Annotated in this window: 19 protein-coding genes; 14 read left to right on the top strand and 5 right to left on the bottom strand. The window is 66.4% G+C overall.

The genetic code is table 11. The annotated features are described in order from the left end of the window. The first annotated feature begins 17 nt into the window (after positions 1–17). From RMR04_RS23815 to glp, 7 genes are all read left to right on the top strand, one after another. Entirely contained in the window at positions 18–827 is an 810-nt protein-coding gene (locus tag RMR04_RS23815; RefSeq protein ID WP_311910962.1) for a Cro/CI family transcriptional regulator, read from the top strand. Next, positions 824–1081: a formate dehydrogenase gene (locus RMR04_RS23810; protein ID WP_410492151.1), complete on the top strand. Its 258-nt coding sequence runs from the start codon at positions 824–826 to the stop codon at positions 1079–1081. Before RMR04_RS23815 ends, RMR04_RS23810 begins: the two co-directional genes overlap by 4 nt. Positions 1082–1093: 12 nt before the next feature. Further along, entirely contained in the window at positions 1094–4075 is a 2982-nt protein-coding gene (locus RMR04_RS23805; RefSeq protein WP_311910961.1) for a formate dehydrogenase subunit alpha, read from the top strand. A gap of 14 nt (positions 4076–4089) precedes the next feature. Next, positions 4090–4686, top strand: coding sequence for a formate dehydrogenase FDH3 subunit beta (gene fdh3B, locus RMR04_RS23800; protein ID WP_069690071.1), 597 nt, complete (start codon positions 4090–4092; stop codon positions 4684–4686). 88 nt (positions 4687–4774) lie between these two features. Next, positions 4775–5782: a formate dehydrogenase subunit gamma gene (locus RMR04_RS23795; RefSeq protein WP_311910960.1), complete on the top strand. Its 1008-nt coding sequence runs from the start codon at positions 4775–4777 to the stop codon at positions 5780–5782. 150 nt (positions 5783–5932) lie between these two features. Beyond that, the gene (mobB, locus tag RMR04_RS23790; protein ID WP_311910959.1) at positions 5933–6493 is read left to right on the top strand and encodes a molybdopterin-guanine dinucleotide biosynthesis protein B; all 561 of its coding nucleotides are present in this window, start codon (positions 5933–5935) and stop codon (positions 6491–6493) included. A gap of 7 nt (positions 6494–6500) precedes the next feature. Further along, a complete protein-coding gene (gene glp / locus RMR04_RS23785; RefSeq protein ID WP_311910958.1) occupies positions 6501–7754 on the top strand; it encodes a molybdopterin molybdotransferase MoeA in 1254 nt (417 codons plus the stop codon). 112 nt (positions 7755–7866) lie between these two features. Here glp and RMR04_RS23780 read toward each other — a convergent pair whose 3' ends face one another. The 4 genes from RMR04_RS23780 to RMR04_RS23765 all read right to left on the bottom strand — a co-directional run bounded on the left by RMR04_RS23780 (position 7867) and on the right by RMR04_RS23765 (position 13348). Beyond that, positions 7867–8640 carry a TIGR02186 family protein gene (locus tag RMR04_RS23780; RefSeq protein ID WP_311910957.1) on the bottom strand — a complete coding sequence of 258 codons (774 nt, stop codon included), beginning with the start codon at positions 8638–8640 and terminating at the stop codon, positions 7867–7869. Further along, a complete protein-coding gene (locus tag RMR04_RS23775) occupies positions 8637–9566 on the bottom strand; it encodes a sulfite exporter TauE/SafE family protein (protein ID WP_311910956.1) in 930 nt (309 codons plus the stop codon). Before RMR04_RS23775 ends, RMR04_RS23780 begins: the two co-directional genes overlap by 4 nt. A gap of 216 nt (positions 9567–9782) precedes the next feature. Beyond that, on the bottom strand, positions 9783–10625 hold the full coding sequence (locus RMR04_RS23770; protein ID WP_311910955.1) for a tetratricopeptide repeat protein: 843 nt from the start codon (positions 10623–10625) through the stop codon (positions 9783–9785). Continuing rightward, a complete protein-coding gene (locus RMR04_RS23765) occupies positions 10622–13348 on the bottom strand; it encodes a hypothetical protein (protein ID WP_311910954.1) in 2727 nt (908 codons plus the stop codon). Before RMR04_RS23765 ends, RMR04_RS23770 begins: the two co-directional genes overlap by 4 nt. 362 nt (positions 13349–13710) lie before the next feature. On the opposite strand from RMR04_RS23765, the gene RMR04_RS23760 reads away from it, so the two are divergent. From RMR04_RS23760 to RMR04_RS23735, 6 genes are all read left to right on the top strand, one after another. Beyond that, positions 13711–14172, top strand: a complete 462-nt coding sequence (locus RMR04_RS23760; protein WP_311910953.1) for a MerR family transcriptional regulator — start codon at positions 13711–13713, stop codon at positions 14170–14172. 311 nt (positions 14173–14483) lie between these two features. Further along, the gene (locus RMR04_RS23755; protein ID WP_311915923.1) at positions 14484–16280 is read left to right on the top strand and encodes an acyl-CoA dehydrogenase C-terminal domain-containing protein; all 1797 of its coding nucleotides are present in this window, start codon (positions 14484–14486) and stop codon (positions 16278–16280) included. Between the two features lie 99 nt (positions 16281–16379). Next, positions 16380–17588 carry an acetyl-CoA C-acetyltransferase gene (locus RMR04_RS23750; protein ID WP_069690079.1) on the top strand — a complete coding sequence of 403 codons (1209 nt, stop codon included), beginning with the start codon at positions 16380–16382 and terminating at the stop codon, positions 17586–17588. A 21-nt stretch (positions 17589–17609) separates the two neighbouring features. Then, positions 17610–19808: a 3-hydroxyacyl-CoA dehydrogenase NAD-binding domain-containing protein gene (locus tag RMR04_RS23745; RefSeq protein ID WP_311910952.1), complete on the top strand. Its 2199-nt coding sequence runs from the start codon at positions 17610–17612 to the stop codon at positions 19806–19808. Between the two features lie 44 nt (positions 19809–19852). Then, positions 19853–20158 carry a type II toxin-antitoxin system Phd/YefM family antitoxin gene (locus tag RMR04_RS23740; RefSeq protein WP_311910951.1) on the top strand — a complete coding sequence of 102 codons (306 nt, stop codon included), beginning with the start codon at positions 19853–19855 and terminating at the stop codon, positions 20156–20158. Continuing rightward, positions 20155–20409, top strand: a complete 255-nt coding sequence (locus RMR04_RS23735; RefSeq protein WP_410492150.1) for a Txe/YoeB family addiction module toxin — start codon at positions 20155–20157, stop codon at positions 20407–20409. The genes RMR04_RS23740 and RMR04_RS23735 overlap by 4 nt, the downstream gene beginning before the upstream one ends. A gap of 47 nt (positions 20410–20456) precedes the next feature. Here RMR04_RS23735 and RMR04_RS23730 read toward each other — a convergent pair whose 3' ends face one another. Continuing rightward, positions 20457–21797, bottom strand: coding sequence for an omega-aminotransferase AptA (locus RMR04_RS23730; RefSeq protein WP_311910950.1), 1341 nt, complete (start codon positions 21795–21797; stop codon positions 20457–20459). A 233-nt stretch (positions 21798–22030) separates the two neighbouring features. Here RMR04_RS23730 and RMR04_RS23725 point away from each other — a divergent pair, with 233 nt between their 5' ends. Then, on the top strand, positions 22031–23776 hold the full coding sequence (locus RMR04_RS23725) for a tetratricopeptide repeat protein (protein ID WP_311910949.1): 1746 nt from the start codon (positions 22031–22033) through the stop codon (positions 23774–23776). Positions 23777–23915 lie beyond the last annotated feature (139 nt).

The raw sequence follows: 23915 nt of genomic DNA, 5'->3' as shown, positions 1-23915 counted from the left end.
GAGGAACGCTGCAAGCGATGCGTGATTCGGCACTCGAAAGAGCGATCGGTGCCGCCGGCGGGGTGCGCGCATTGGCGCGCAGCCTGGGCGTGTCGCAGCCTGCGATTTCGAGCTGGAAGCGTGTTCCCGCCGACCGCGTGCTCTCCGTCGAAGCCAATACCGGCGTGCCACGCTCCGACCTGCGACCTGATCTCTATCCCATCGAGACCGCGCCGCACCAGCCCGCTTCGATGAACGGTGGTTCGTCGGCCGCGATCGATGAGATCGACGAGGCGCGCGCCCAGGAATACCAGTTGATCGGAGCCTTGCTCTGGCGGGCACCGACGGCCGAGACGCTGGCCGTTCTGCAAGGCCTGCGGGGCGATGCCTCGCCGCTCGGCATGGCCCATTTCGCCTTGGCCGAGGCCGCCGCCGAGCTCACGCCGGAAGCGGCGCGCGACGAATTCTTCGAGCTCTTCATCGGCGTCGGCCGTGGCGAGATCCTGCCCTACGCCTCCTATTACCTGACGGGTTTCCTGCATGAGCGCCCGCTGGCGCTGGTGCGCGAGGATATGGGCAAGCTCGGCATCGCCCGGGCCGAGCGCGCCGGCGAGCCGGAAGACCATATCGCCATCCTGATGGACATCATGGCGAATCTGATCCGCGGCGCCTTCGCGGGCGAGGGCGTCGATGCGGGCGCCTTTTATGCGCGCCATATCGAGCCCTGGGGCGAGCGCCTCTTCGCCGATCTGGCGGTTGCGAAGGCTTCGAAATTCTACCGGGCCGTCGGCCGCGTCGGCAGCCTGTTCCTGTCCATCGAGACGGAAGCCGCAAGGCTGCCGTCATGACGTCCGCCAGCCTGCCCGGCGCGGAGGAGACCACGATGTCGCAAAAGCCCAAAGAGCAAAAGCCCAAAGAGACTGTGACGCCGGCCTTCGACCGCCGCAGCTTCTTCAAGGCGCTCAGTGCCGGCGCGGCGGTGGCCGTGACGCCCGCCATGGTGACGCCGGCGGCAGCCGTCGATCCAGGCAAGGAAGAGACCAGGGCGCGCTACCAAGAGTCGGAGCACGTCAAGAACTACTATCGCGTCAACCGCTACTGAGGGCGCAACGCCATGCTCATCAAGCGCAAATCTGCCGATGTTCAGCGCGGCAAGCTCCGGGCCGCCATGGCCGGCCTGTCCTCGGGCGTGATGGACCGGCGCACCTTCCTGCGGCGTTCGGGCCTCGTCGCCGGCGGCGTCGCGGCCGCAGGCGCGCTCCAGATCGGCTCCGTCCGCAAGGCGGATGCGGCGGAGGGGCTGGGTCCGGCGAGCGGCACCAAGATCGTCAAGAACATCTGCACCCATTGCTCCGTCGGCTGCACCGTCAAGGCCGAGGTCGCCAACGGCGTCTGGGTGGGTCAGGAGCCGGCCTGGGAAAGCCCGATCAACCGGGGCAGCCATTGCGCCAAGGGCGCCTCGGTGCGCGAGCTGACCCATGGCGACCGCCGCATCAAGTATCCGATGAAGCTGGTCGACGGGCAGTGGCAGCGCATCAGCTGGGATGTCGCGATCAGCGAGATCGGCGACAAGATGATGCAGATCCGGGCCAAGTCCGGTGCCGATTCCGTCTATCTGCTCGGCTCGGCCAAGTTCTCCAATGAGGGCGCCTATCTGTTCCGGAAGTTCGCCGCCTTCTGGGGCACCAACAATGTCGACCACCAGGCGCGCATCTGCCACTCCACCACGGTCGCAGGTGTCGCGAACACCTGGGGCTACGGCGCGATGACGAACTCCTACAACGACATCCGCAACTCCAAGACGATCATGTTCATGGGCTCGAATGCGGCCGAGGCCCATCCGGTCTCGATGCAGCACATCCTGAGCGGCAAGGAGATCAACCGGGCCAATGTCATCGTCTTCGATCCGCGCCTGACCCGCACGGCGGCCCACGCGACCGATTATATCCGCATCCGCTCCGGCACCGACATCGCGGTGGTCTGGGGCATGATGTGGCACATCTTCAAAAATGGCTGGGAGGATAAGGACTTCCTCGCCGCCCGCGTCTACGGCATGGACGATGTCCGCAAGGAGGTCGAGAAATACGACCCCAAGACCGTCGAGGACATCACCGGCGTTCCCGAGGCGCAATTGAAGCGGGCCGCCGAGACCTTCGCCAAGGTCAAGCCGGCGACCTTCATCTGGTGCATGGGTGTGACCCAGCACTCGGTTGGCACGGCCAACGTCCGGGCGATCTGCAACCTCCTGCTCGCCACGGGCAATGTCGGCGGCATCGGCAACGGCGCCAACATCTTCCGCGGCCATTGCAACGTGCAGGGCGCGACCGATTTCGGCCTCGATATCTCGAATCTGCCTTGCTATTACGGGCTGGTCGAAGGCGCCTGGCGCCATTGGGCCCGCGTCTGGGGCGTCGATTACGACTATTTCGTCACGCGCTTCGACGAGGTGCCCGCCAAGGGCGGCCGCCCGGCCCGCACGGCCAAGGCCAATATGGAGACCTCGGGCCACACCTCGACGCGCTGGTTCGACGCCGCCAACATGCCCGCCGAGCAGGTCGATCAGAAAGATAACCTCAAGGCCATGATCGTCATGGGCCATGGCGGCAACACCATCCCGCGCATGCCCGACGCCGTGAAGGGGCTGGAAACGCTCGAATTGCTGGTCGTGGCCGACCCGCACCCGACCAATTTCGTCTCGCTCGGTCAGCGCAAGAACGGCACCTATCTGCTGCCGATCGGTACGCAGTTCGAATGCGCGGGCTCGCGCACCTGCTCCAACCGCTCGGTGCAATGGGGCGAGAAGGTCGTCGATCCGATCTTCGAATCGGCCAATGACTACTGGGTCATCTACAAGCTGGCGCAGAAGCTCGGCTTCGCCGAGCCGATGTTCAAGACCCTCGAGCTGGTGCAGGGCAAATACGGCCTGGAGCCCTCGGCGGAATCGATCCTGCGCGAGATCAACAAGGGCGGCTGGTCCACCGGCTATACCGGGCAGTCGCCCGAGCGCCTCAAGCTGCACATGCAGCACCAGGACAAGTTCGATCTGGTCTCGCTGCGCGGCGCCAAGGGCTCGCCTGTTGAAAACGACTTCTACGGCTTGCCCTGGCCGTGCTGGGGCACGCCGGACTTGAAGCATCCCGGCACGCATATCCTCTACAACACGGCGCTCGAGGCCAATAATGGCGGTGGCACCTTCCGCCCGCGCTTTGGCCTGACGCGTGAGGAGACCAGGCCTGACGGCAGCAAGGTCAATGTCACGCTGCTGGCCGAGAACGGCTCCTACTCGCTGAATTCGGAGATCAAGGACGGCTATCCCGAATTCACCATGGGCATGTTGAAAAAGCTCGGCTGGGATCAGGATCTGACGCCGGCCGAGATCGCGACCATTACCTGGATCGGCGGCAACGCGATCGACACGGTGAACTGGGCTAACGACCTGTCGGGCGGCATCCAGCGCGTCGCGCTCAGCCATGGCTGTGTGCCCTATGGCAACGGCAAGGCCCGCGCCAATGCCTGGAACCTGCCCGATCCGGTCCCGACCCATCGCGAGCCGATCTACTCGCCGCGTGTCGACCTCGTGGCGAAATGGCCGGCGCGTCCCGACGAGCGGACTTTGCGCATCCCCAACCTCCACACCACCATGCAGAAGGCGGCGGTGGAGCGCGGCGTCGCGAAATCCTTCCCGATCGTCCTGACCTCGGGCCGGCTCGTCGAATATGAGGGCGGCGGCGAGGAAACGCGCTCGAACAAATGGCTCGCCGAATTGCAGCAGGACATGTTCGTCGAGATCAACCCGCAGGACGCGACCGAGCGCGGCATCAAGGACGGCGCCTTCGTCTGGGTCTCGGGGCCGGAGAACAACTCCAAGGCCAAGGTCAAGGCGCTGGTGACGGAGCGCGTTGGCAAGGGCGTCGCCTTCATGCCCTTCCATTTCGGTGGCTTCTACCAGGGCGTCGACCAGCGTGGGAACTACCCCAAGGGGCTGGATCCGATCGTGCTCGGCGAGTCCGTCAACACCCTCACGACCTATGGCTACGACCCGGTGACCGCCATGCATGAAGGCAAGGTCACGCTCTGCCAGATCGCCGCAGCGTGAAGAGGAACTGAATCATGGCCCGGATGAAATTCCTCTGCGACGCCGACCGCTGCATCGAATGCAATGCCTGCGTCACCGCCTGCAAGAACGAGAACGAGGTGCCCTGGGGCATCAACCGGCGCCGCGTCGTCACCATCAATGACGGCAAGCCGGGCGAGCGCTCGATCTCGATGGCCTGCATGCATTGTACGGACGCGCCTTGCATGGCGGTCTGCCCGGTCGACTGCTTCTACAACACCGCCGACGGCGTCGTGCTGCACAACAAGGACCTCTGCATCGGCTGCGGCTATTGCTTCTACGCCTGTCCGTTCGGGGCGCCGCAATATCCCAAGGTCGGCAATTTCGGTTCGCGCGGCAAGATGGACAAATGCACCTATTGCTCGGGCGGCCCGGAGGTCGATCTCTCCCCGGCCGAGTTCCAGAAATATGGTTCGAACCGCCTGGCCGAGGGCAAGCTGCCGCTCTGCGCCGAGATGTGCTCGACCAAATCGCTGCTCGCCGGCGACGGCGAGATCATTGCCCAGATCTACAAGGAGCGGGTGGTCAAGCGCGGCTATGGCTCCGGCGCCTGGGGTTGGCAGACCGCCTACAAGGAAACGATCGCCATCTAGCTCGGGGGGAGGGGCGCGTCTCGGCCGCAAGGTCGGGCGCGTTCCCCCGAGCAGGATGTCCGGTTCATCTCGCGAGAGGAATTTCGCAATGCGTCTCGGCGCTCACCTTCGTCTCCTGGTCACCGGCCTGCTGTTGACCTTCGCTGTCGCGCTGGCGGTTCCGGCTTTTGCGCAGCAGGTCAACCCGACTGCTGACTCGGTCAAGGAACAGCAGTTCCTCGACGCGCTGAAGGCCAATCCTTCGGCTGAGCTCAAGGGCCGTATCACCATTCCCGATGGCAAGGCCGCGACGCTGGAGCGGCCCGCCGGGCGCGAATGGCGCGCCTTTCATCAGGGCGCCATGGTCAAGATCGGCGCCGTCGCGGTGCTCGGCACGCTGCTTCTGCTGGCGGTGTTCTACCTCGTGCGGGGCCGCATCCGGGTCGAGTCCGGCCTGTCGGGCCGCACGCTGACGCGCTTCAACGGTTTTGAGCGCTTCATGCACTGGCTGACGGCCGCATGCTTCATCGTGCTGGCGCTGTCGGGGCTCAACGTCACCTTCGGCAAGCTCGTGCTGCTGCCATTGGTCGGGCCGCAGACCTTCACCAATATCTCGGTCGTGGCGAAATGGGCGCATAACTACCTCGCCTGGCCGTTCATGCTCGGCATCGCGCTGATGTTCGTCGTCTGGATCAAGGACAACATCCCCGGCATGGTCGATGTCCGTTGGTTCGCCGCCGGCGGCGGCATCGTCGGCAAGGGCCACCCGCCGGCCAAGCGCTTCAATGGCGGCCAGAAGATCGTGTTCTGGACAGTGGTGGTCGGCGGCACGGCCCTCTCGCTCTCTGGCCTCAACCTGCTGTTCCCGTTCTTCTCCGGCGGCGTGCTGACCATGCAGTTCTGGAACGTGGTGCATGGCATCGTCGCCGTGCTGATGGTCGCGGCGATCCTGGCGCATATCTATATCGGCACGATCGGCATGGAGGGCGCCTTCGACGCGATGGGCTCCGGCGAGGTCGATCTCAACTGGGCCAAGGAGCACCATTCGCTCTGGGTCGCCGAGGAGATGCAGAAAGGCCATGTGCCGGACGGCCCGACGCTGCAGCCGGCGGAGTGAGCTCGTTCTCGCCAAGCCTGTTCTCGCCAAGCCTGTCCTGACCAAGACGGATTGCTTGACCGCGAGAGGCAATCTGAAAGATGACAGCCGGGCGCTTTCGCGCCCGGTTTTTGTTTGGAGACCGGTTTTTGTTTGGAGACATGGCCCTCGATGCGCGTGATCGGTCTGGCGGGATGGAGCGGGGCGGGCAAGACGACGCTGCTGACGCGATTGATCCCGGAGCTCGGCCGTCGCGGCGTCGGCGTCTCGACGCTCAAGCACGCCCATCATGCCTTCGATCTCGACACGCCCGGCAAGGATTCCTACGCGCATCGCCAGGCCGGCGCGCGCGAGGTCCTGATCTCTTCGGAGCGGCGCTGGGCGCTGATGCGGGAGTTGCGCGGCGAGCCGGAGGCGAAACTCGGCGAATTGCTCGAGCGGCTGTCACCGGTCGATCTCGTCATCATCGAGGGCTTCAAGCGCGACCCGCACGCCAAGATCGAAATCCACCGCCTGGCCAATGGCAAGCCGGCCTTGCATCCCGATGATCCGAGCATCGTGGCCGTCGTGAGCGACAGCGCCTTTCCCGAGGCGGGGCGCCCGGTCGTCGCTCTCGACGACATTGCGGCGGTTGCCGATATCGCATTGGCGGCGGCCGAGCCGCTTGCTGCCGTGCTGGCGCGGCGGCACAGGCAGCAGCGACACGGGCAAGGGCGACACGGGGAAGAGTGAGGACGTCATGGCCCAGCTCAGCAAGGATGAGGAAGCCTTCGGCGCGTTGATGAGCGTCGAGCAGGCGGCGGAGCGCGCCGGCTCCCTGGTCGCGCCATTGGCGGGACTGCAGAATGTCGCGCTCACTGAGGCCGATGGCCGGGTGCTGGCGCGGGATGTCGTGGCGAGGCTCGACCTGCCGCCCTTCGCCAATTCGGCGGTCGATGGCTATGCCGTGCGCTTCGCCGATCTGGCCTCCGCTGGCGAGAGCCGCTTGCGCTTGTCGGGCCGCGTCGCGGCGGGGGCGGATGCGTCCCGCACCGCGACGGCGGGCGTCGCGGTGCGGGTTTTCACCGGCGCGCCGATGCCGCCAGATGCCGATACGGTCTTCATGCAGGAGGATGTCGGGCTCGACGACGGCTTCGTCAGGCTGCCCGCCGGGCTGAAGATCGGCGCCAATGCCCGCCCGGCGGGGGAGGATATCGCGCGCGGCGAGACCGCCCTGAAGGCTGGCCAGCGCCTGCGGCCGCAGGATCTCGCGCTCTTGGCGGCGCTCGGGCTGATCGAAGTGAGCGTTCATCGCCGGCCGCGCGTCGCGATCTTCTCGACCGGCGACGAATTGACCGAGCCGGGCGAAGCGCTTGCGCCCGCGGCGATCTACGACGCCAATCGCAGCTTGCTGCGCGCCATGGTCGCGCGCGCCGGCGCCGAGGTCGTCGATCTCGGCATTCTGCGCGACGAGCCTGTCAGCCTGGCGCGGCGCCTCTCCGAGGCGACGGCGTCCTGCGATCTGATCCTGACCTCGGGCGGCGTCTCGACCGGCGAGGAGGACCACGTCAAGGCGGCGGTCGAGCGCGCCGGCTCGCTGGCGTTCTGGCGCATCGGCATCAAGCCCGGCCGTCCCGTCGCGATGGGGCTCGTCGGGGCCACGCCCTTCATCGGCTTGCCCGGCAATCCGGTCGCGGTCTTCGTCACCTTCGCCTTCGTCGCGCGGCCGCTGCTCGCGCGGCTTGCGGGCGCCGCTTATGTCGCGCCGACGCCGCTGCCGGTGCGGCTCGGCTTTCCCTACGTCAAGAAGGCGGGCCGGCGCGAATATGTCCGGGTCTCGCTGACGCCGGCCGCCGACGGCGTCATGGTCGCGCGCAAGCACCCGCAGGACGGGGCCGGCGTCCTGACCTCATTGACCCGCACAGACGGGCTGGTCGAGCTCACGGAGGGCCTGACACGGATCGAGGAGGGGACGATCGCGCCCTTCTTCGCCTATGGCCTGCTGATCGGCTGAAGGTCAGAGCGTTTTCGAGCGAAGCGGACACCGGTTCGCGTGAAGAAAACGCGTTAAACCAAAAGGCTGGAGCAATTGAACGATCCGCTGGGATCGGAAACTGCTCCAGAGCTCAATCCTTGCGGAAGACGACGCTGGACAGCCACCCGAAGAACAGCGCAAGCGCGACGGTCGCGAGGCCGTAGAGCAGGGAATGCTCATAGGCGCCCGTGGCCAGGCGCTGTTCGATGCCGGATTTGACCACCTCGAAATTGGTCGATTGCCGGGCCAGCGGCACGCCGCCGGCATAGAGCACGATGTCGATCTCGTAGGAGCCGGTCGGCGCCGTGGCCGGCACCGGGATCGGCGCGCTGAACAGCGTGTTGGAAAGGAAGGTGACGCCGCGCGCCTCCTGGGAATAGAGCCCCTTCTCCTCGAGGATGCGGATCATGCCGTCCTTGAAGCGCGCTGTCGTCCGGCCGAAATCGAGCCCGGGATCGGGCAGGCGCTGGGCGTTTTCAAGGCCTATCCGCTCGCGCCGCGCGGTCTCCTCGCTCATGATCTCGTTGAGCGGCCGATTGCTCGCCACCGTCAGGAAGATCGAGTTGTCGGGAAAGCGCCGCTGGGTGCGGTTGATCCAGATCGGCCCGAGCCGCTCCTTTTCACGCACCAGGAGCATGCGCCGCGGGCCGCGCACGGTGACGATGATGTCGTAGGGATCGCCGCGCGCGGCGGTGCGCCCGTCGCGCTCGACCAGCCCGAAGACTGTGAGCTGGTCGCCGGTATAGTTGGAGTTGATCTGGATCTGATGGCTCGACATCGCCGCGATCAATGTCTCGGCGCGCGCCGAGGCGGCCGTGAGCGCGGACAGTGTCGCCAGCAGCAGGATGGCGAGGGAGCGTCTCATCGTATGCCCTCCGTCACGATCACGGAGAAGGGCTCGGTCGGCGCGATGAACAATTCGATGGCGAAGCGCAGGCCGACGGAGAGGATCAGCAGCGCCAGCAACATGCGGAAGGATTCGACATTGAGGTTGCGCGCCGCGCGCCCGCCGAACTGCGCGCCGACGACGCCGCCCAGCAGCAGGAGAACCGCCAGGATCAGGTCGACCGACTGGTTGGTCAGCGCGTGCAGGATGGTCGCGCCGGTCATCGTCACCAGGATCTGGAACAGCGAGGTGCCGACGACGACAGCGGTCGGGATGCGGAAGAAATAGATCAGCGCCGGCACCAGGATGAAGCCGCCGCCGACGCCCAGCACCGCGCCGATGAAGCCGATCACGATCGCCAGCAGCGCGATCGGGATCACGCTGGCGTAGAGCTGGGAGCGGTAGAAGCGCATCCGCAGCGGCAGGCCCATCCACCAGGGATGCGTCCCGGCCCGCCGCCGCAACCGCGCCGGCTTGCCCGACCGCACGCGCCACATCGCCCGCAGGGCGTCGTAGAGCATCAGGCCGCCGATGATCGTGAACAGGGTCACATAGGACAGGGTGATGACGAGCTCGAGCTGGCCGAGCCTGCGCATCAGGTTGAAGAACAGCACGCCGAGCACGGTGCCCAATATGCCGCCGGCGACGAGGACGCCGCCGAGCTTGAAGTCGAGCGCGCGCCTTCGCCAATAGGTCAGGACGCCGGTGGTCGAGGAGCCGGCGACCTGCGCGGCGACGGTCGCGACCGCGACCGCGGGCGGAATGTCGAGGAAGATCAAGAGCGGCGTCAGCAGGAAGCCGCCGCCGACGCCGAACAGGCCGGAGATGAAGCCGACCGCGCCGCTGAGGCCCAGCACCATCAGGATGCTGATCGGGAGTTCGGCGATCGGAAGGTAGATCTGCACCCTTGGTCCTCGCGTCCCGGCGCGCTTTTGCTGAAGCCCGGCGCCGGATCGTCCCAGATTGCACCAATCGGGTTAGACAAATCCTTATCGTTGCGAAAAAGGGAGTTTTGTCCCGGCCGGTGACTGGAGGCCTCATCCTGTCATGGCGCGCCAACGCGTCGAAACCGTGACGTTGCAAGCGAAAACAGGCGCTTTCGCGCCTGTCATGTCGTCAGTTCAGCTGTGCGCCGGCTTGGCGGGCTTTTTGGTGGTCGCGCTCGGCGCCTCGTCCCAGCCCTTGCTGGGTGGGGGCACGTCGTTGGCGGTGGCTTCGAGCGCCTTCGGCTTCCAGCTCTCGGCGGCGGCCTTGGCGGTGGCGAGATCGCCGGGGCTCAGGCGCTGGGCGACCTCGTCGCGCTTGCGGCTGGCGTCTTCGTCGCCCTGGGCGGCGGCGATGGAGAACCAGAGATAGGATTGGCCGAGATCGGTCGGCGCACCGAGGCCGCGCCCGAGCAGGATGGCGAGATTGTACTGGCTGTCGCGCACGCCCAGTTCCGCAGCCTTGCGGAACCACTCCGTCGCGGTGGCGTAGTCGGGCTTGCCGGCGGCGCCTTCGGCATGCAGCACGGCGAGGTTGTGCATGGCCTTGGCGTTGCCGCGCTCGGCGGCGCGCGTGTACCAGACCCGCGCCAGGGAGGCGTCGCGCGTGGTGCCGATGCCCTTCTCGAACATATTGCCGAGGCGGAACTGGGCTGGGGCGAGCCCGGCCACTGCGGCGCGCTCGAACAGGCGCAGCGCCAGCTTGGGGTCGCGGGCGGAGCCCGGACCGTCGACCGCGCGACTGGCGACCTCGTAGACCGCGCGTGCATCGCCCGCGAGCGCTGCCTTGCGCAGGCCCACGCTGCCGAGCCCGGTCGGAAGGTCGTCGATGCCCGTGACCGTCAGGACGGGGGTCTGGACGGGAGGCGCCAAAGCGGCCGGAAGCGGTTCCGTGGCCGGAGCTGCGCTTTCCGGGATGGTGATGGCGGCCTGGGCGGGGCTCACGAAGGAGGGCGCCGCGCTGATCGTCGGAGCGGTCACGGGGGGAGGGCGGAGGTCTGGTCCTTGGCGGGCGCCGGCGTCGGCGTCACCGGGGCGGGAATCGGAGCAGCCGGCACTGCTGGGATGTCGACTGCCTCGGCGCTGACCGGCTTGCCCGTGCCGCCGCCTTGCAGCGCGCCGGTCACGACATGGGCGGTGCCCATGGCGAGTACGAGCGCGGCGAGGCCGAGCAGAAGCGGCTTGCGGCGCTTCTCCATAATCTCCTTCAGGCGGCCGCTGCCCTTGGCGGGCTCGCTCGTCGCGGTCGGCGTCGTGGTGGCTTCGGTCGCGGCCTTGGCGGAGCGCCTTGCTGCGGCGATCAGGCTCTGGCGGACCGATTGCGCGTCCTGCGGCGTGGTGGTGGTGCTGACGCGCGGGCGGCCCGAGCCGGGCTCCAGCGGCAGATCAAGCGAGGCCGCGACCGGTGAGGATGCCTCGGGCTGGCCCGCGCGCGGGCGCTCAGTGGCGATGCGGTCTGCGGCGATGCGGTCTTCTTGGGCGATGCTGAGGCTTGCGGCCGGCTCCGGCGCACGGGCGGCCGACTGCGCTTGTTCGGCATGGCGGGGCGGCATCACCGGGCGTGGGGCCGGGCCTTGCCGCTCGGCGGCAAGTTCGGCCTCGATGCTGGCGAGCCGCGAGATCACGGTTTCAAGCGTCTGGTGGACGGCGCCGATCGCGTCCTGCGTCTCGCGGCCGGAGGAGACATGGGTGTCGCGCAGGCCCGAGAGGAGGTTGCTGATTTCGGCGATGCCGCTGGCCGGCCCGCTTTTGCTCCCCATATCGGCCATGGCGGCGCGCGCCGCGTGCTCGGCCGCGGCGGTGGTGTCCTGCCGCAGCGTCTGCAGATGGACGACGAGATCCTGCAATGTCCGCTCGATGCCGGTCTCGGCGGAGCGCGTCGCGGCGGCGCTGTCGAGCCGCTGGGCGAGGCCGGAGATCTGCTGCTCCAGCGCGTCGAAGGCGTCGGTTTCCGCGCCGGGGCGACCAGCCTCGTCGATCTTCTCGGCAAGGCCGCGCAGCATGTCCTCGATCGGGCGCAGATCAACGCGGGCGATTTGCGGGCCTTTGCCCTCGCTGATGATCTGGGACAGGTTGCTCGCCGCAGCCAGGCTCTCGATGCGGCCGGCCAGGGCCTCGATCTGCCGCGTCACGGCGACCGGGCCCTGCTCGGCCAGGGTCTCGATGCTCTCCTGCAGGGCGTCGATGCGACTCTCGAGCTGGTCGGGCTGTCGGCCGGCCATATCCTCCAGCCGGATAACCAGCGCCTCGATGCGATCGGACAGGACATGCGAGACACCGCGTCCCGAGGCGTCCATTTCGTTGAGCCGCGCCGCGAGCTGTTCTGCCTGGGCGTTGATCACCTCGGGCCGCATCGCCGGCAAGGTCTCGATCTTGTCGGCCAGATTCTCGATCTGCCGCGACAGCGAGGTCAGTTGCGCGGGATCGGCCTGGCGGTCATGGGCGCGGTCGGACAGGATGGCGTCGCGCACATCCTCGATCGCCTGCGAGAGGCTGCGGATATCGCGCCCGTCCGGCTGCGCTTCGCGCAATTGCGCCAGTTCCGTGGATAGCGACGAGATCTGCCGCGAAAGCGTGTCCATGCGGGGGTCGGCGGCCGGTGCCTGCACCATGTCGCGCAATTCGGCGATATCGCGCAGGACCGGGGCGATGACGCTGCGGTCGCCGCCGCGCGCGACGAGCGCATCGACCTTGGCGGCGAGATGGGCGATTTCGAGCTCGAAGCGCTGATAGCCCTCGGCCGAACGCTCCTGCGACAGGCGCGAGACGTCCGACTCGATCCGCGCCAGCGGCTTGATGATCGGGTCCAGGCGGTCGCGCCTGTCGAGCTTGTCGAGCCGCGCGCCGAGATCGGCCAGCATCGCCTCGATCGGGTTGCCCTGGATCGGGGTTGAAGCAGGGGTCGGATGCTGGGCCGGCGTGGCCCGCATGCGCCGAGGCGGCGCCTCTGCCTCCGCCTCCGGCGAGGCGGGCACGATCCGGTTGCTCAGCTCGCGCAGATCCTGGCGCAGGGCCGCGATCCGGCTCTCCGGAGCCGCGCGCCGCGACGGCTGGGCCTGCCCGTCGACGTCGAGCACGCGCTGGCGGGTGCGAATGTCGTTCACGGCCTCGGCCAGGCCGTCGCGGCTGAAGGCGAGGCGCGGGGCAGGCATTGGCTTGGGCTGGGCTTGGGCCTGCTGTGCGTCGCTGGCCTTGCGCTCCATCTCGACGAGGCGCTCGCCCATGGTCTTGATCGCATCGGCGATGACGCTGGTCGCGCGCTCCTGGCGCTCGGCGGCGGCGCGCTCGCTGGAGGTGATGCGGCTTTCGGTCTTCTCGATCCAGCGGGTGATCGAGTCGAGCGCACCGGCCGTCTTGGCGCTGGATTCGCGGGTCAGGCGCTCGACGGCGGCCGCCTGATTGATCACGGCGTCGATCTCGCCGCGCGAGAGCTCATTGGCGCCACCCTGCTGGGCGGCACTGGCGGCCGCGTGTGGCGAGGTGTCCATCTGTCCCTGTGACAGCCTGGCGAGACGCTCCGAAAGCGCTGCGATGTCGAGCTGCTCGGGGGCGGCCTGCTCAGGCTCCGTCTCGGCGGCTTCTTCGCGAATCTTGTTGTCGAGCCATTCGCCAAGCGTCATGCCGGCGCGGCGAGCTGCGGCTTTCGCGGCGTCGCGGGTGCGCGGATCAACGCCCTTGACGCTCCAGGGCAAGCTAGTGGCCATGTTGTCGCTCGCCTACGGGGCTCGTCCTCATCGGAAAGGTGCGGGCCCCTGACACCGCTGCTTTCCTTGCGAATGTGGCGATCCGTGAAGATTACGTTGCTGCTGACGGGACGCCGATCCGCAGAGCAGACTTTTGGCGACCGTGGTAAACAGTCAGTTAAGATTGTGGGGGCGGGAGTTAATTTTTTACGAACGGGCGCGGAGGGCGGTCCCGAGCAGGGCGCGTATAACGGTAACTTACCTCACGGAAGTGTCACATTACCTGACGCAAGGGGAAGCAGCCGGCTATGCGTTGTCGAACGGATGATCGCCGCCTGCATGGTCGGCGTTCCCGAGACCCAACCCGCAAGGAATGCACCCTTATGTCGCGCCCAAGCTTTGCTTTGGCGGCTGCCTCGACTCATGAAGGCCGCTCGCCCAACCCTGCCGCCACCGAGACCGAAGCCGCCGGTGGCTTCACCATCAGCGATCTCGCCCGTGATTTCGATGTGACCTTGCGCACGCTGCGCTTCTATGAGTCGCGTGGCCTGCTCGCTCCGGCCCGCTCCGGTATGACCCGGATCTATTCGAGCCGCGACCGCGCTCGCCTGGCCCTGATCCTGAAGGGCAAGCAGCTCGGTTTCACGCTGGTCGAGATCCGCGCGATGCTCGCCAATGAAGAGAAGAAGGGCGAGGCCACTGAGGGTTCGGCGTCCGTTGGTGGCCTGCAGCTCAGCCATGAGCAGGTCGCGGAGCAGCTCGACCTGCTGCGCAGCCAACGCAAGGAGATCGAGGAAGCGATCGCCGAGCTGGAAGCGACGCAGGCTCGCTTCCGCAAGGCCTGAGCGCCTTCGATCAGGATACGAGGCGCCTTTGAAGGGCCGCATGCGAGAAGTGGGGGCCGATTTTTCGCAGCAGCCAGCTTTCAAGAAATTCCGTCTCTCCACGAAAAGCCCCGGGCAGCCGCCCGGGGCTTTTTGCTGCCTTGCGGCTGTTGCGCACCGCGCCGAAGGGTGGTCCGATTGCGCATGAGGCAATTGCCTCTTTTCCAGACTCGCCTTGCCAAGCTTGCCTCGATAGTTTATATATGAACTATTCTGATGTGGCTCCCGCGGTGATCTGGTGGGCCGCAGTCGCGACGAGAGGGAGGATGAACATGCCGGTCTACAAGGCACCCGTCGAAGACACGCTTTTCCTGCTGAACGACGTCTTCAATATCGAGCGCTACAACAACCTGCCGGGCTTTGCCGACGCGACGCCCGATGTGGTCGAGGCGGTGCTGGCGGAGGGCGCGAAGGTCTGCGAGGAGATACTCCAGCCTTTGAATCACTCCGGCGATCAGGAAGGCTGCACGCGCAACGCTGACGGCTCCGTGACGACGCCCAAGGGCTTCAAGGCGGCCTATGAGGCCTATGCCGGATCCGGCTGGATCGGCCTTGCCATGGATCCCGAATATGGCGGCCAGGGCCTGCCCTACACGCTGGGTGCCGTCATGAACGAGTTCGCCTCCTCGGCGAACATGGCTTTCGCGATGTATCCCGGCCTGACCATGGGCGCGATCGCCGCGCTCTACGTCCATGGTTCCGACGAGCAGAAGCGCACCTATCTGCCGAAGATGATCGAGGGCGAGTGGTCTGGCACCATGAACCTGACCGAGCCGCATTGCGGCACCGATCTCGGCCTGATCAAGACCAAGGCCGTACCCAATGGCGACGGCTCCTACGCCATCACCGGCACCAAGATCTTCATCTCGGCCGGCGAGCAGGACATCACCGAGAACATCATCCATCTCGTGCTGGCCCGCATCGAGGGCGCCCCGGCCGGCGTGAAGGGCATCTCGCTCTTCGTCGTGCCGCGTAACGCAATCGGCGAGGATGGCTCCGTCGGCGCGAACAACCACGTCTCCTGCGGCTCGATCGAGCACAAAATGGGCATTCACGGCAATTCGACCTGCGTCATGAACTATGACGGGGCGAAGGGCTGGCTCATTGGCGCCGAGAACAAGGGCCTCAACGCCATGTTCGTGATGATGAATGAGGCGCGCCTCGGCGTCGCGATCCAGGGGCTGGCGCAATCCGAGGTCGCCTATCAGAACGCCGTCGTCTACGCCCGGGACCGCATCCAGGGACGCGCGCTGACCGGCGCGAAAAGCCCCGACAAGGCGGCTGATCCGATCATCGTGCATCCCGATGTGCGCCGCACCTTGATGTCGATCAAGGCCTTCAACGAGGCGGCCCGCGCTTTCGTGATCTGGAATGCGATCAAGTCCGATATCTCCCATCGCTCCAGTGACGCCGCCGAGCGCCAGGCGGCCGATGACCAGCTTGGCCTGATGACGCCCGTGCTCAAGGGCGTGCTGACCGATACCGGCTTCGACAATGCGGTGAAGGCGCAGCAGATGTTCGGCGGTCATGGCTACATCGCCGAGACCGGCGTCGAGCAATTCGTCCGCGATGCCCGCATCGCCATGATCTATGAAGGCGCCAATGGCGTGCAGGCGATGGATCTCGTCGGCCGCAAGCTCGGCCGCGATGGCGGCCGCGCCATCATGGCCTTCTTCAACGAGGTTGCGGGCTTCCTGAAGGACAATGCCGAGGATGAAGGGCTGAAGCCTCTGCTCGGGCCGCTCCAGCTCTCGCTGGGCCATCTCCAGCAGGCGACGATGTGGTTCATGAACAACGCGCTCGCCAAGCCCGACAATGCCGGCGCCGGCGCGACCGACTACATGCACCTGCTCGGCCTCGTCTCGCTCGGCTATATGTGGGCGAAGATGGCCAAGGTCGCGCAGGACAAGCTCAAGGCGGGAGCCAATGGCGCGACCGAGCGCATGAACACCAAGCTGGTGACGGCGCGCTTCTTCATGGAACGCAGCCTGCCGGAAACGGCGGCGCATCTGGCCCGGATCACCTCGGGAGCCGACAGCACCATGGCGCTGAGCGCCGAGCAGTTCTGATAGACCGGCAGTAGGCAGTCGGCAGTCGTAACCTCTGCCAACCCGACTGCCGACTGCCCATTGCCGACTGCCCAACAACAAAATGCCGGGAGGCCCTTGATGGCTGATGCATTCATCTACGACCACGTCCGCACGCCGCGCGGCAAGGGCAAGGCCGACGGCTCCCTGCACGAGGTCACTGCGATCGAGCTCGGCACGCAGACGCTGCGCGCGATCAAGCAGCGCAACAACCTCGACACCAAGCTGGTCGAGGATGTCGTCTTCGGCTGCGTCGATCCCGTCGGCGAGGCCGGCGCCGACATCGCTCGCACCATCGCGCTCAAGGCAGGCTACGGCAAGGAAGTGCCGGGCGTGCAGATCAACCGCTTCTGCGCCTCCGGGCTGGACGCGGTGAACCTCGCCGCCGCGCAGGTGATGTCGGGCCAGAAGGAGATGGCGATCGGCGGCGGCGTCGAGAGCATGTCGCGCGTCGGCATGGGCGCCTCGGGCTTTGGCATCGCGGTCGATCCCAGCGTCGCGATCGACACCTATTTCATGCCGCAGGGCGTCTCGGCCGATCTGATCGCGACGAAATATGGCTTCTCGCGCGATGATGTCGATGCCTTTGCGGTGCGCTCGCACAAGCGCGCCGCCGCCGCCTGGGAGGCCGGGCGTTTCAAGAATTCGGTGATCCCGGTCAAGGACGTCAACGGCCTGATCCTGCTCGATCGTGACGAGACCATCCGCCCCAACACCGACATGCAGACGCTGGCCGGCTTGAAAGCCTCCTTCGTCCAGATGGGCGAGATGGGCGGGTTCGATGCGGTCGCGACCGCGGCTCATCCCGATGTCGAATTCGTCAACCACGTCCACCATGCCGGCAACTCCTCGGGCATCGTCGACGGCGCGGCCGCTGTGCTGGTCGGCTCGAAGAAGGGCGGCAAGGCGGCGGGCCTGAAGCCCCGCGCCCGCATCAAGGCCTTCGCCACCATCGGCTCCGATCTCGCCTTGATGCTGACCGGCCCGGTCGATGTCACCGAGCTCGTGCTGCGCAAGGCCGGCATGACGGTGAAGGACATCGACCTGTTCGAGCTGAACGAGGCCTTTTCCTCGGTGGTGCTGCGCTATCAGCAGGCCTTCGACATCGATGACGCCGTCCTCAACGTCAATGGCGGCGCGATCGCGATGGGCCACCCGTTGGGGGCGACCGGCGCGATGATCCTCGGCACCGTGCTCGACGAGCTGGAGCGCACCAACAAGAACACCGCGCTGGTGACCTTGTGCGTGGCGGCCGGCATGGGCGTCGCAACCATCATCGAACGCGTCTGATCGGCGAAGGGGAGAGAAACGATGAACCTCACCAATTTCCGCTTCGAAACCGATTCCGACGGCATCGCCACCGCGACCTGGGACATGCCCGGCCGCTCGATGAACGTCATCACGCCCGAATTGATGGGCGAGCTCGACCAGATCATCGACAAGGTCGCAGGCGACCAGGCGATCAAGGGCTGTGTCATCACCTCCGGCAAGGAGAGCTTCTCCGGCGGCGCCGACCTCACCATGCTGCAGGGCCTGCGCGATCTCTTCGTCAAGCTGGCGAAGGAGAAGGGCGAGCAGGTCGCGATGCAGAGCTTCTTCGACGAGAGCCGCAAGCTCTCGCTGCTCTATCGCAAGCTCGAGACCTGCGGGAAACCCTTCGCGGCGGCGATCCATGGAATCTGCCTGGGCGGCGCCTTCGAGCTGTCGCTCGCCTGCCAGTATCGCGTCGTCTCGGACGACGCCTCGACCCGCGTCGGCCTACCCGAGATCAAGGTCGGGCTCTTCCCCGGCGCCGGCGGCACGCAACGCGTCTCGCGCCTGATGCAGACCGGCGACGCGCTGCAGATGATGTTCAAGGGCGAGCAGATCAAAGCCTTGCCCGCGCGCAATACCGGCCTCGTCCATGCGGTTGTGCCGCGCGACCAACTCGTCGCCAACGCCAAGGAGTGGCTCAAGGCCAATCCACAGGCCAAGGCGCCCTGGGACGATCCGAAATTCAAGCTGCCCTCCAACAAGGTCTATTCGCCGGCCGGCATGCAGATCTGGCCGCCGGCCAATGCGATCTATCGCCGCGAGACCAACGATAATTACCCGGCCGCCCGCGCCATCCTCTCGGCGGTCTATGAGGGGCTGCAGCTCCCGATCGATCTCGCGCTGAAGGTCGAGAGCCGCTATTTCGCGAAAATCCTGCGGACGAAGGAGGCGGCTTCGATGATCCGCTCGCTCTTCGTCTCGATGCAGGAGCTCAACAAGGGCGCGCGCCGCCCCGCCGACGTGCCGCCGAGCAGGCTCAAAAAGGTCGGCGTCGTCGGCGCCGGTTTCATGGGCGCCGGCATCGCCTATGTCACGGCGCAGGCCGGGCTCGAGGTCGTGCTGGTCGACCGCGACCAGGAGACGGCCGACAAGGGCAAGGCCTATTCGCACAAGCTGGTCTCCGACCAGATCATGAAGGGCCGCGCCAAGACGGCCGATCGCGACGCGCTGCTCGGGCGCATCACCGCCACCGCCGATTATGCCGCGTTGAAGGGCTGCGACCTGGTCGTCGAGGCCGTGTTCGAGGATCCCAAGGTCAAGGCGGAGGTCATCGCCAAGGTCGAGGCCGCGATCGGCCCCAAGGCGATCTTCGGCTCCAACACCTCGACCCTGCCGATCACGGGGCTGGCCGAACACAGCGGGCGGCCGAAGAATTTCATCGGCATCCACTTCTTCTCTCCGGTCGAGAAGATGCTGCTGGTCGAGATCATCATGGCCAAGAAGACCGGCAAGAAGGCGCTTGCCATGGCGCTCGACTTCGTCCGCGCCATCAAGAAGACGCCGATCGTGGTCAACGACACGCGCGGCTTCTACGCCAATCGCTGCGTCGGCAACTACATCCGCGAGGGCCATCTGATGCTGATGGAAGGCGTGCCGCCGGCGATGATCGAGCAGGCGGGCAAGCAGGCCGGGATGCCGGTCGGCCCGCTCTCTCTGAATGACGAGGTCGCGGTCGATCTCGCCTACAAGGTGTTGAAGGCGACCAAGGCGCAGCTTGGCGAGGGCGCGGTCGATCCGGCGCAGGAGAAGCTGCTGACCGAGATGGTCGAGACGCATGGCCGTCTCGGCCGCAAGAACAAGAAGGGCTTCTACGATTATCCCGAAGCCGGGCCGAAGCGGCTCTGGCCGGGGCTGGCGGATCTGGTTGCGACGCATCTCGACCCCGAGAGCGTCGATATGCAGGAGCTCAAGCACCGCCTTCTGGTGACGCAGGCTCTGGAGGCGGCGCGCACCTACGAAGAGGGCGTCGTCACTGATCCGCGCGAGGCCGATGTCGGCTCGATCATCGGCTTCGGCTTCGCGCCCTATTCGGGCGGGACGCTGAGCTATATCGACAATATGGGCGCAGCTGCCTTCGTGAAGCTCTGCGAAGCCCTGGCGAAGAAGCATGGCGAGCGCTTCAAGCCGAACAAGCAGCTCAAGCGCATGGCGAAGATGGGCGAGAGCTATTACGGCACGGCGCAGAAGGCGGCGTAGCGCTTCGCTTTCCCGGTTGTCCAAAATCTGGTACAGGTCGCGGCATGAAAGTCGTGACCTACTCCCACCTGCGCGCCAACCTCGCCAAGATCATGGATCAGGCGGCCGATGACCATGACCCGGTCATCGTCACCCGGGCCAACGGCAAGGCGGCAGTGCTGCTGTCGCTGGAGGATTTCGGCTCCTATGAGGAGACGCGTTATCTTCACGCCAGCCCGGCCAATGCGAAGGCGCTCGAAGAGTCGATCGCCGAGCTCGATCGGGGCGAGAGCATCACCTTCAAATCGGCCGACGACCTGAAGGCCTTCGTCGAAAAGGCCGGCGGCGGGCGGCAAGACGCGGCCGAATGAACGTCGTCATATCGCGTCGTGCCATGACTGAGCTCGTGTCACTGGCGTCCGACGAGCCGAAATCGGCGCTGAAGGCGCTCCAATTGATTGATGAGTGCGTTCGAACGCCCTTTACCGGGCGCGGCAAGCCCGAGCCCTTGAAGCACGGCAAGTCCGGCTGGTGGTCGCGCCGCATCACGGACGAGCACCGGCTGGTCTATCGCGTGATCGAGGACCGGCTGGAAATCGTCCAGTGCCGCTATCACTACTGATCCAACCTGTCCCCTCTGCCGAAGCAAGCGAGGACAGGTTGAAACGCTCAGGCTGCCACTGCCCGGATCCCCCGGCGCAGCTTGTCGACCAGCTCCCCGACCTGGCTTTCGGTGATGATCAGCGGCGGCGAGAAGGCGATCGTGTCGGCAGCCGTGCGGACCATCAGCCCTTCCTCGCGGAAGAGACGGTCCATCGCCTCGAAGGCGCGCTTGCCGACGCCGTCGGCCCGCGGCGCGAGATCGATGGCGCCGACCATGCCGACTGTGCGGATGTCGACGACGTTGGGTTCACCCCTAAGGCTCATGATGGCGTCGGCCCAGGCCGGCTCCATCTCGCGGGCGCGCTCGAACAAACCCTCCTCGCGATAGAGGTCGAGCGTCGCCAGGCAGGCGGCGGCGGCCAGCGGATGGCCGGAATAGGTGTAGCCGTGGAACAGCTCGATGGCGTTGTCGGGGCCGTTCATGAAGGCGTCGTAGATGTGCTTGCGCACGATCACGCCGCCCATCGGGACGGTCCCCGAGGTCACGCCCTTGGCGAAGGTGATCATGTCGGGGATGACGCCGTAACGCTCGGCGGCGAAGGCATAACCCAGGCGGCCGAAGCCGGTGATGACCTCGTCGAAGATCAGCAGGATGCCATGCTTGTCGCAGAGTTCGCGCAAGCGCTTGAGATAGCCCTTCGGGGCCGGCAGCCCGCCGGTCGAGCCGGCCATCGGCTCGACGATCACGGCGGCGATGGTCGAGCCGTCATGCAGCGCGACGATGCGATCGAGATCATCGGCGAAATGGGCGCCGTAATCCGGCTCGCCCTTGCTGAAGGCCTGCTTCTCGCGATCATAGGTATGCGGCAAATGGTCCGTGCCGGCGAGCAGGCTGCCGAAGAATTTGCGGTTGTTGACCATGCCGCCGACCGAAATGCCGCCGAAGCCGACGCCGTGATAGCCACGCTCACGGCCGATCAGCCGGGTCTTCGAGCCCTTTCCGGTGACGTTCCAATAGGCGAGCGCGATCTTCAGCGCGGTGTCCGCGGCTTCCGAACCGGAGCCGGCGAAGAAGACATGGTCGAGATCTCCCGGCGCCAGGGAAGCGATGCGGGCGGCGGCGGCAAAGACCTTGGGGTGACCGAACTGAAAGGAAGGTGCGAAATCGAGCTCCTCGGCCTGGGCCTGGATAGCCTGGATGATCGGCTTGCGGGCGTGGCCGGCATTGCAGCACCACAGCCCTGCCGTTCCGTCCATCACCGGCTTTCCTTCCGGCGTGTAATAAAACATCCCCTCGGCACGCGCGACCATGCGCGGATTTTGCTTGAACGAGCGGTTGGCCGTGAAGGGCATCCAGAAGGCTTCGAGATTGTTCGGCGTGCCTAGCGGCTGCGTGGCGGATGTCATCAAGGCGTCCTTGTTGGGTTAAGCGTCTCTCAACCTAACAGTACGATCCGGGGTGTAAATCGCCGTCGCATCGGGGCATCCCTGCGCGCCACGAGAGTCGGCCCGTCATTCTTTGCCGGATGACGTAACGTCGGGTCTGAGCTAATCTGAACAAGGGGAGCGACAAACTGGGCCAGACCCCGATGGTCTCAAGCGGTCAAGCCGGCGTCAGGCTGGACGAGCAGAGAACCGCAGTGATTCGCGCGGGGCTCGATCGCGTCCTGGCTTCGGACCTGTTCCGGGGGGCGCCGCAGCTCTCCGCCTTCCTGACCTTCATCGTCGATCGCGCGCTCGACGGGCGCAGTGCCGAGCTGAAGGGGTACACCGTGGCGGTGGAGGCTTTCGGCCGCCCGCCCGATTTCGATCCGCAATCGGACCCGATCGTGCGCGTCGAGGCGGGCCGCCTGCGCAAGGCGCTTGGGCAATATTATCTCGGCGAGGGCGCCGACGACCCGGTGCGCATCGCAATTCCGGTCGGCGCCTATGTGCCGGCATTCGAAGTCGATGAGCGCGCCGGGGTCGAAGCCGAGCCAGCTGCTGCGGCTGCGGGCGATGCCGTGGCGCGGGAGGAAGCGCCCCGGCGTCCCGATGCCGCCGTCTCTCGCCGCTGGCTGCTGGGCGCGGGCCTGGCGCTCCTGCTCGGATTGGCGTCGCTGGCCTCCTGGTATCGTATCAGGGACGATGAGCCCCCGGCGCCCGGTGCGCGGGCTTTGCAGCCGAGCGTTTTGCAGCCGAGCGTTCCGGTCGAGCGGGCGGTGAAGCCGACGATGTCCTCCGCCGCGGTGCACCTGCCCGTCCTTTCCCTGATGATCGGCGAGTTGCCGCCCGATCCGGCGGCGGGCGATATCGCTCGCCAGTTCGTGACGCTCCTGGCAGACGCGATCGCCGGCTTCGACGATCTCGTCACAGTGAAGGCCCCGCTCGACCCGCGTGCGACGACGGCCGATGCCGATTATGTCTTCGAGCTGAGCGCGGCGCGTTTCGGCGATGTGACCGAGAGTGCCGCAAGACTGCGCGCGGCCAAGGATGGGCGCATCGTCTGGACCGCCTCCACCAATCGCAGGTTCAGGTTCAACGTAGAGGATCCGGAACTGCCCGAAATCGCCCGGCGCATGGCGATCCGTCTGGCCGAGCCGTTCGGCGTCATCCATGCCGATTTCCGGCAGGCCGCGACTTCACCCGCCATGCGCTGCATCTTCCAGGCGCTCGATTTCCGCCGGACCATGAAGGCCGAGGATCACCTGGCGGCGCGCACCTGCCTTGAGGGCGTGCTCGAGAAGGATCCGAACTTCCACGCGGCCTGGTCGCAGCTCGCCTTGCTGACCCTCGACGAATACACCGCCGGCCTGAATTTGCAGCCCGGCCCGCCGCTCGACCGGGCGCTGAGCGCGGCGCTGAACGCGGTTCGCCTGGCGCCGTCCAGCGCCCGCGCCCAGCAGGCGATGATGGACGTGCTCTTCGCGCGCGGTCAGCCCGACGAGGCGCTGGCTGCCGGACGCGAGGCGATGGCGCGCAACCCATACGATCCCGACATCATGGCCGATCTCGGGGCGCGCTTCGTCCAGCTCAACCGCTCGGCCGAAGGCTTGCCCCTGCTGGAGCGGGCGGTCTCGCTCAGTAGCGGTCGGCCGCCCTGGTATGATTTCTTCGCCTTCCTGGGGGCACGTCTGACCGGCGCCAACAAGATGGCCGATACCTATGCCGCCCGGCTCCTGGCGAATGAAGGGCCGCTGAGCCTGCTTGGACGCGCGCTGCATTATGCCGGAGCCGGAGACCAGGCTGGATTCGTAGCCGCGGTGTCCGGCCTCGCCGAGGCGTCCCCGTTGTTTCGGGTCGATCCGCGTCTCTTTCTCGAGCGCAGGGGTTTCAGCCCCCCGGTCGTCGAGCGGATTATGAGCGATCTGGGACCGACGACCTTGGACCTGATCAAGCGACCCTGATCTGTCTTCGCGGCGCGATCCACTGTTTTTCCTGCATTTTCTGCCGCAAAGCCCCCACCCGGTGCTCGCAAGCGGTCCGACCTATGGTTAAGGTTGCGGAACACCCGTGATTCGCCGATTCGTCCCGATCAACCCAACG

Origin of the sequence: Bosea sp. 685 (genome assembly GCF_031884435.1) — a bacterium.
In the GTDB taxonomy this organism is placed as follows: Bacteria; Pseudomonadota; Alphaproteobacteria; order Rhizobiales; family Beijerinckiaceae; genus Allobosea.
The sequence above is the reverse complement of the archived record's forward strand: the minus strand, read 5'-3'. Positions and strand labels throughout refer to the sequence as shown.

Bases quoted from the DNA above. Each gene is read 5' to 3' on its own strand.
- RMR04_RS23730 (WP_311910950.1), bottom strand. From the start codon at position 21,797: ATGACATCCGCCACGCAGCCGCTAGGCACGCCGAACAATCTCGAAGCC.
- RMR04_RS23805 (WP_311910961.1), top strand. From the start codon at position 1,094: ATGCTCATCAAGCGCAAATCTGCCGATGTTCAGCGCGGCAAGCTCCGG.
- RMR04_RS23745 (WP_311910952.1), top strand. From the start codon at position 17,610: ATGAACCTCACCAATTTCCGCTTCGAAACCGATTCCGACGGCATCGCC.
- RMR04_RS23810 (WP_410492151.1), top strand. From the start codon at position 824: ATGACGTCCGCCAGCCTGCCCGGCGCGGAGGAGACCACGATGTCGCAA.
- RMR04_RS23740 (WP_311910951.1), top strand. From the start codon at position 19,853: ATGAAAGTCGTGACCTACTCCCACCTGCGCGCCAACCTCGCCAAGATC.
- RMR04_RS23760 (WP_311910953.1), top strand. From the start codon at position 13,711: ATGTCGCGCCCAAGCTTTGCTTTGGCGGCTGCCTCGACTCATGAAGGC.
- RMR04_RS23755 (WP_311915923.1), top strand. From the start codon at position 14,484: ATGCCGGTCTACAAGGCACCCGTCGAAGACACGCTTTTCCTGCTGAAC.
- RMR04_RS23780 (WP_311910957.1), bottom strand. From the start codon at position 8,640: ATGAGACGCTCCCTCGCCATCCTGCTGCTGGCGACACTGTCCGCGCTC.
- fdh3B (WP_069690071.1), top strand. From the start codon at position 4,090: ATGGCCCGGATGAAATTCCTCTGCGACGCCGACCGCTGCATCGAATGC.
- RMR04_RS23735 (WP_410492150.1), top strand. From the start codon at position 20,155: ATGAACGTCGTCATATCGCGTCGTGCCATGACTGAGCTCGTGTCACTG.
- RMR04_RS23815 (WP_311910962.1), top strand. From the start codon at position 18: ATGCGTGATTCGGCACTCGAAAGAGCGATCGGTGCCGCCGGCGGGGTG.
- glp (WP_311910958.1), top strand. From the start codon at position 6,501: ATGGCCCAGCTCAGCAAGGATGAGGAAGCCTTCGGCGCGTTGATGAGC.
- mobB (WP_311910959.1), top strand. From the start codon at position 5,933: ATGCGCGTGATCGGTCTGGCGGGATGGAGCGGGGCGGGCAAGACGACG.
- RMR04_RS23795 (WP_311910960.1), top strand. From the start codon at position 4,775: ATGCGTCTCGGCGCTCACCTTCGTCTCCTGGTCACCGGCCTGCTGTTG.
- RMR04_RS23750 (WP_069690079.1), top strand. From the start codon at position 16,380: ATGGCTGATGCATTCATCTACGACCACGTCCGCACGCCGCGCGGCAAG.
- RMR04_RS23765 (WP_311910954.1), bottom strand. From the start codon at position 13,348: ATGGCCACTAGCTTGCCCTGGAGCGTCAAGGGCGTTGATCCGCGCACC.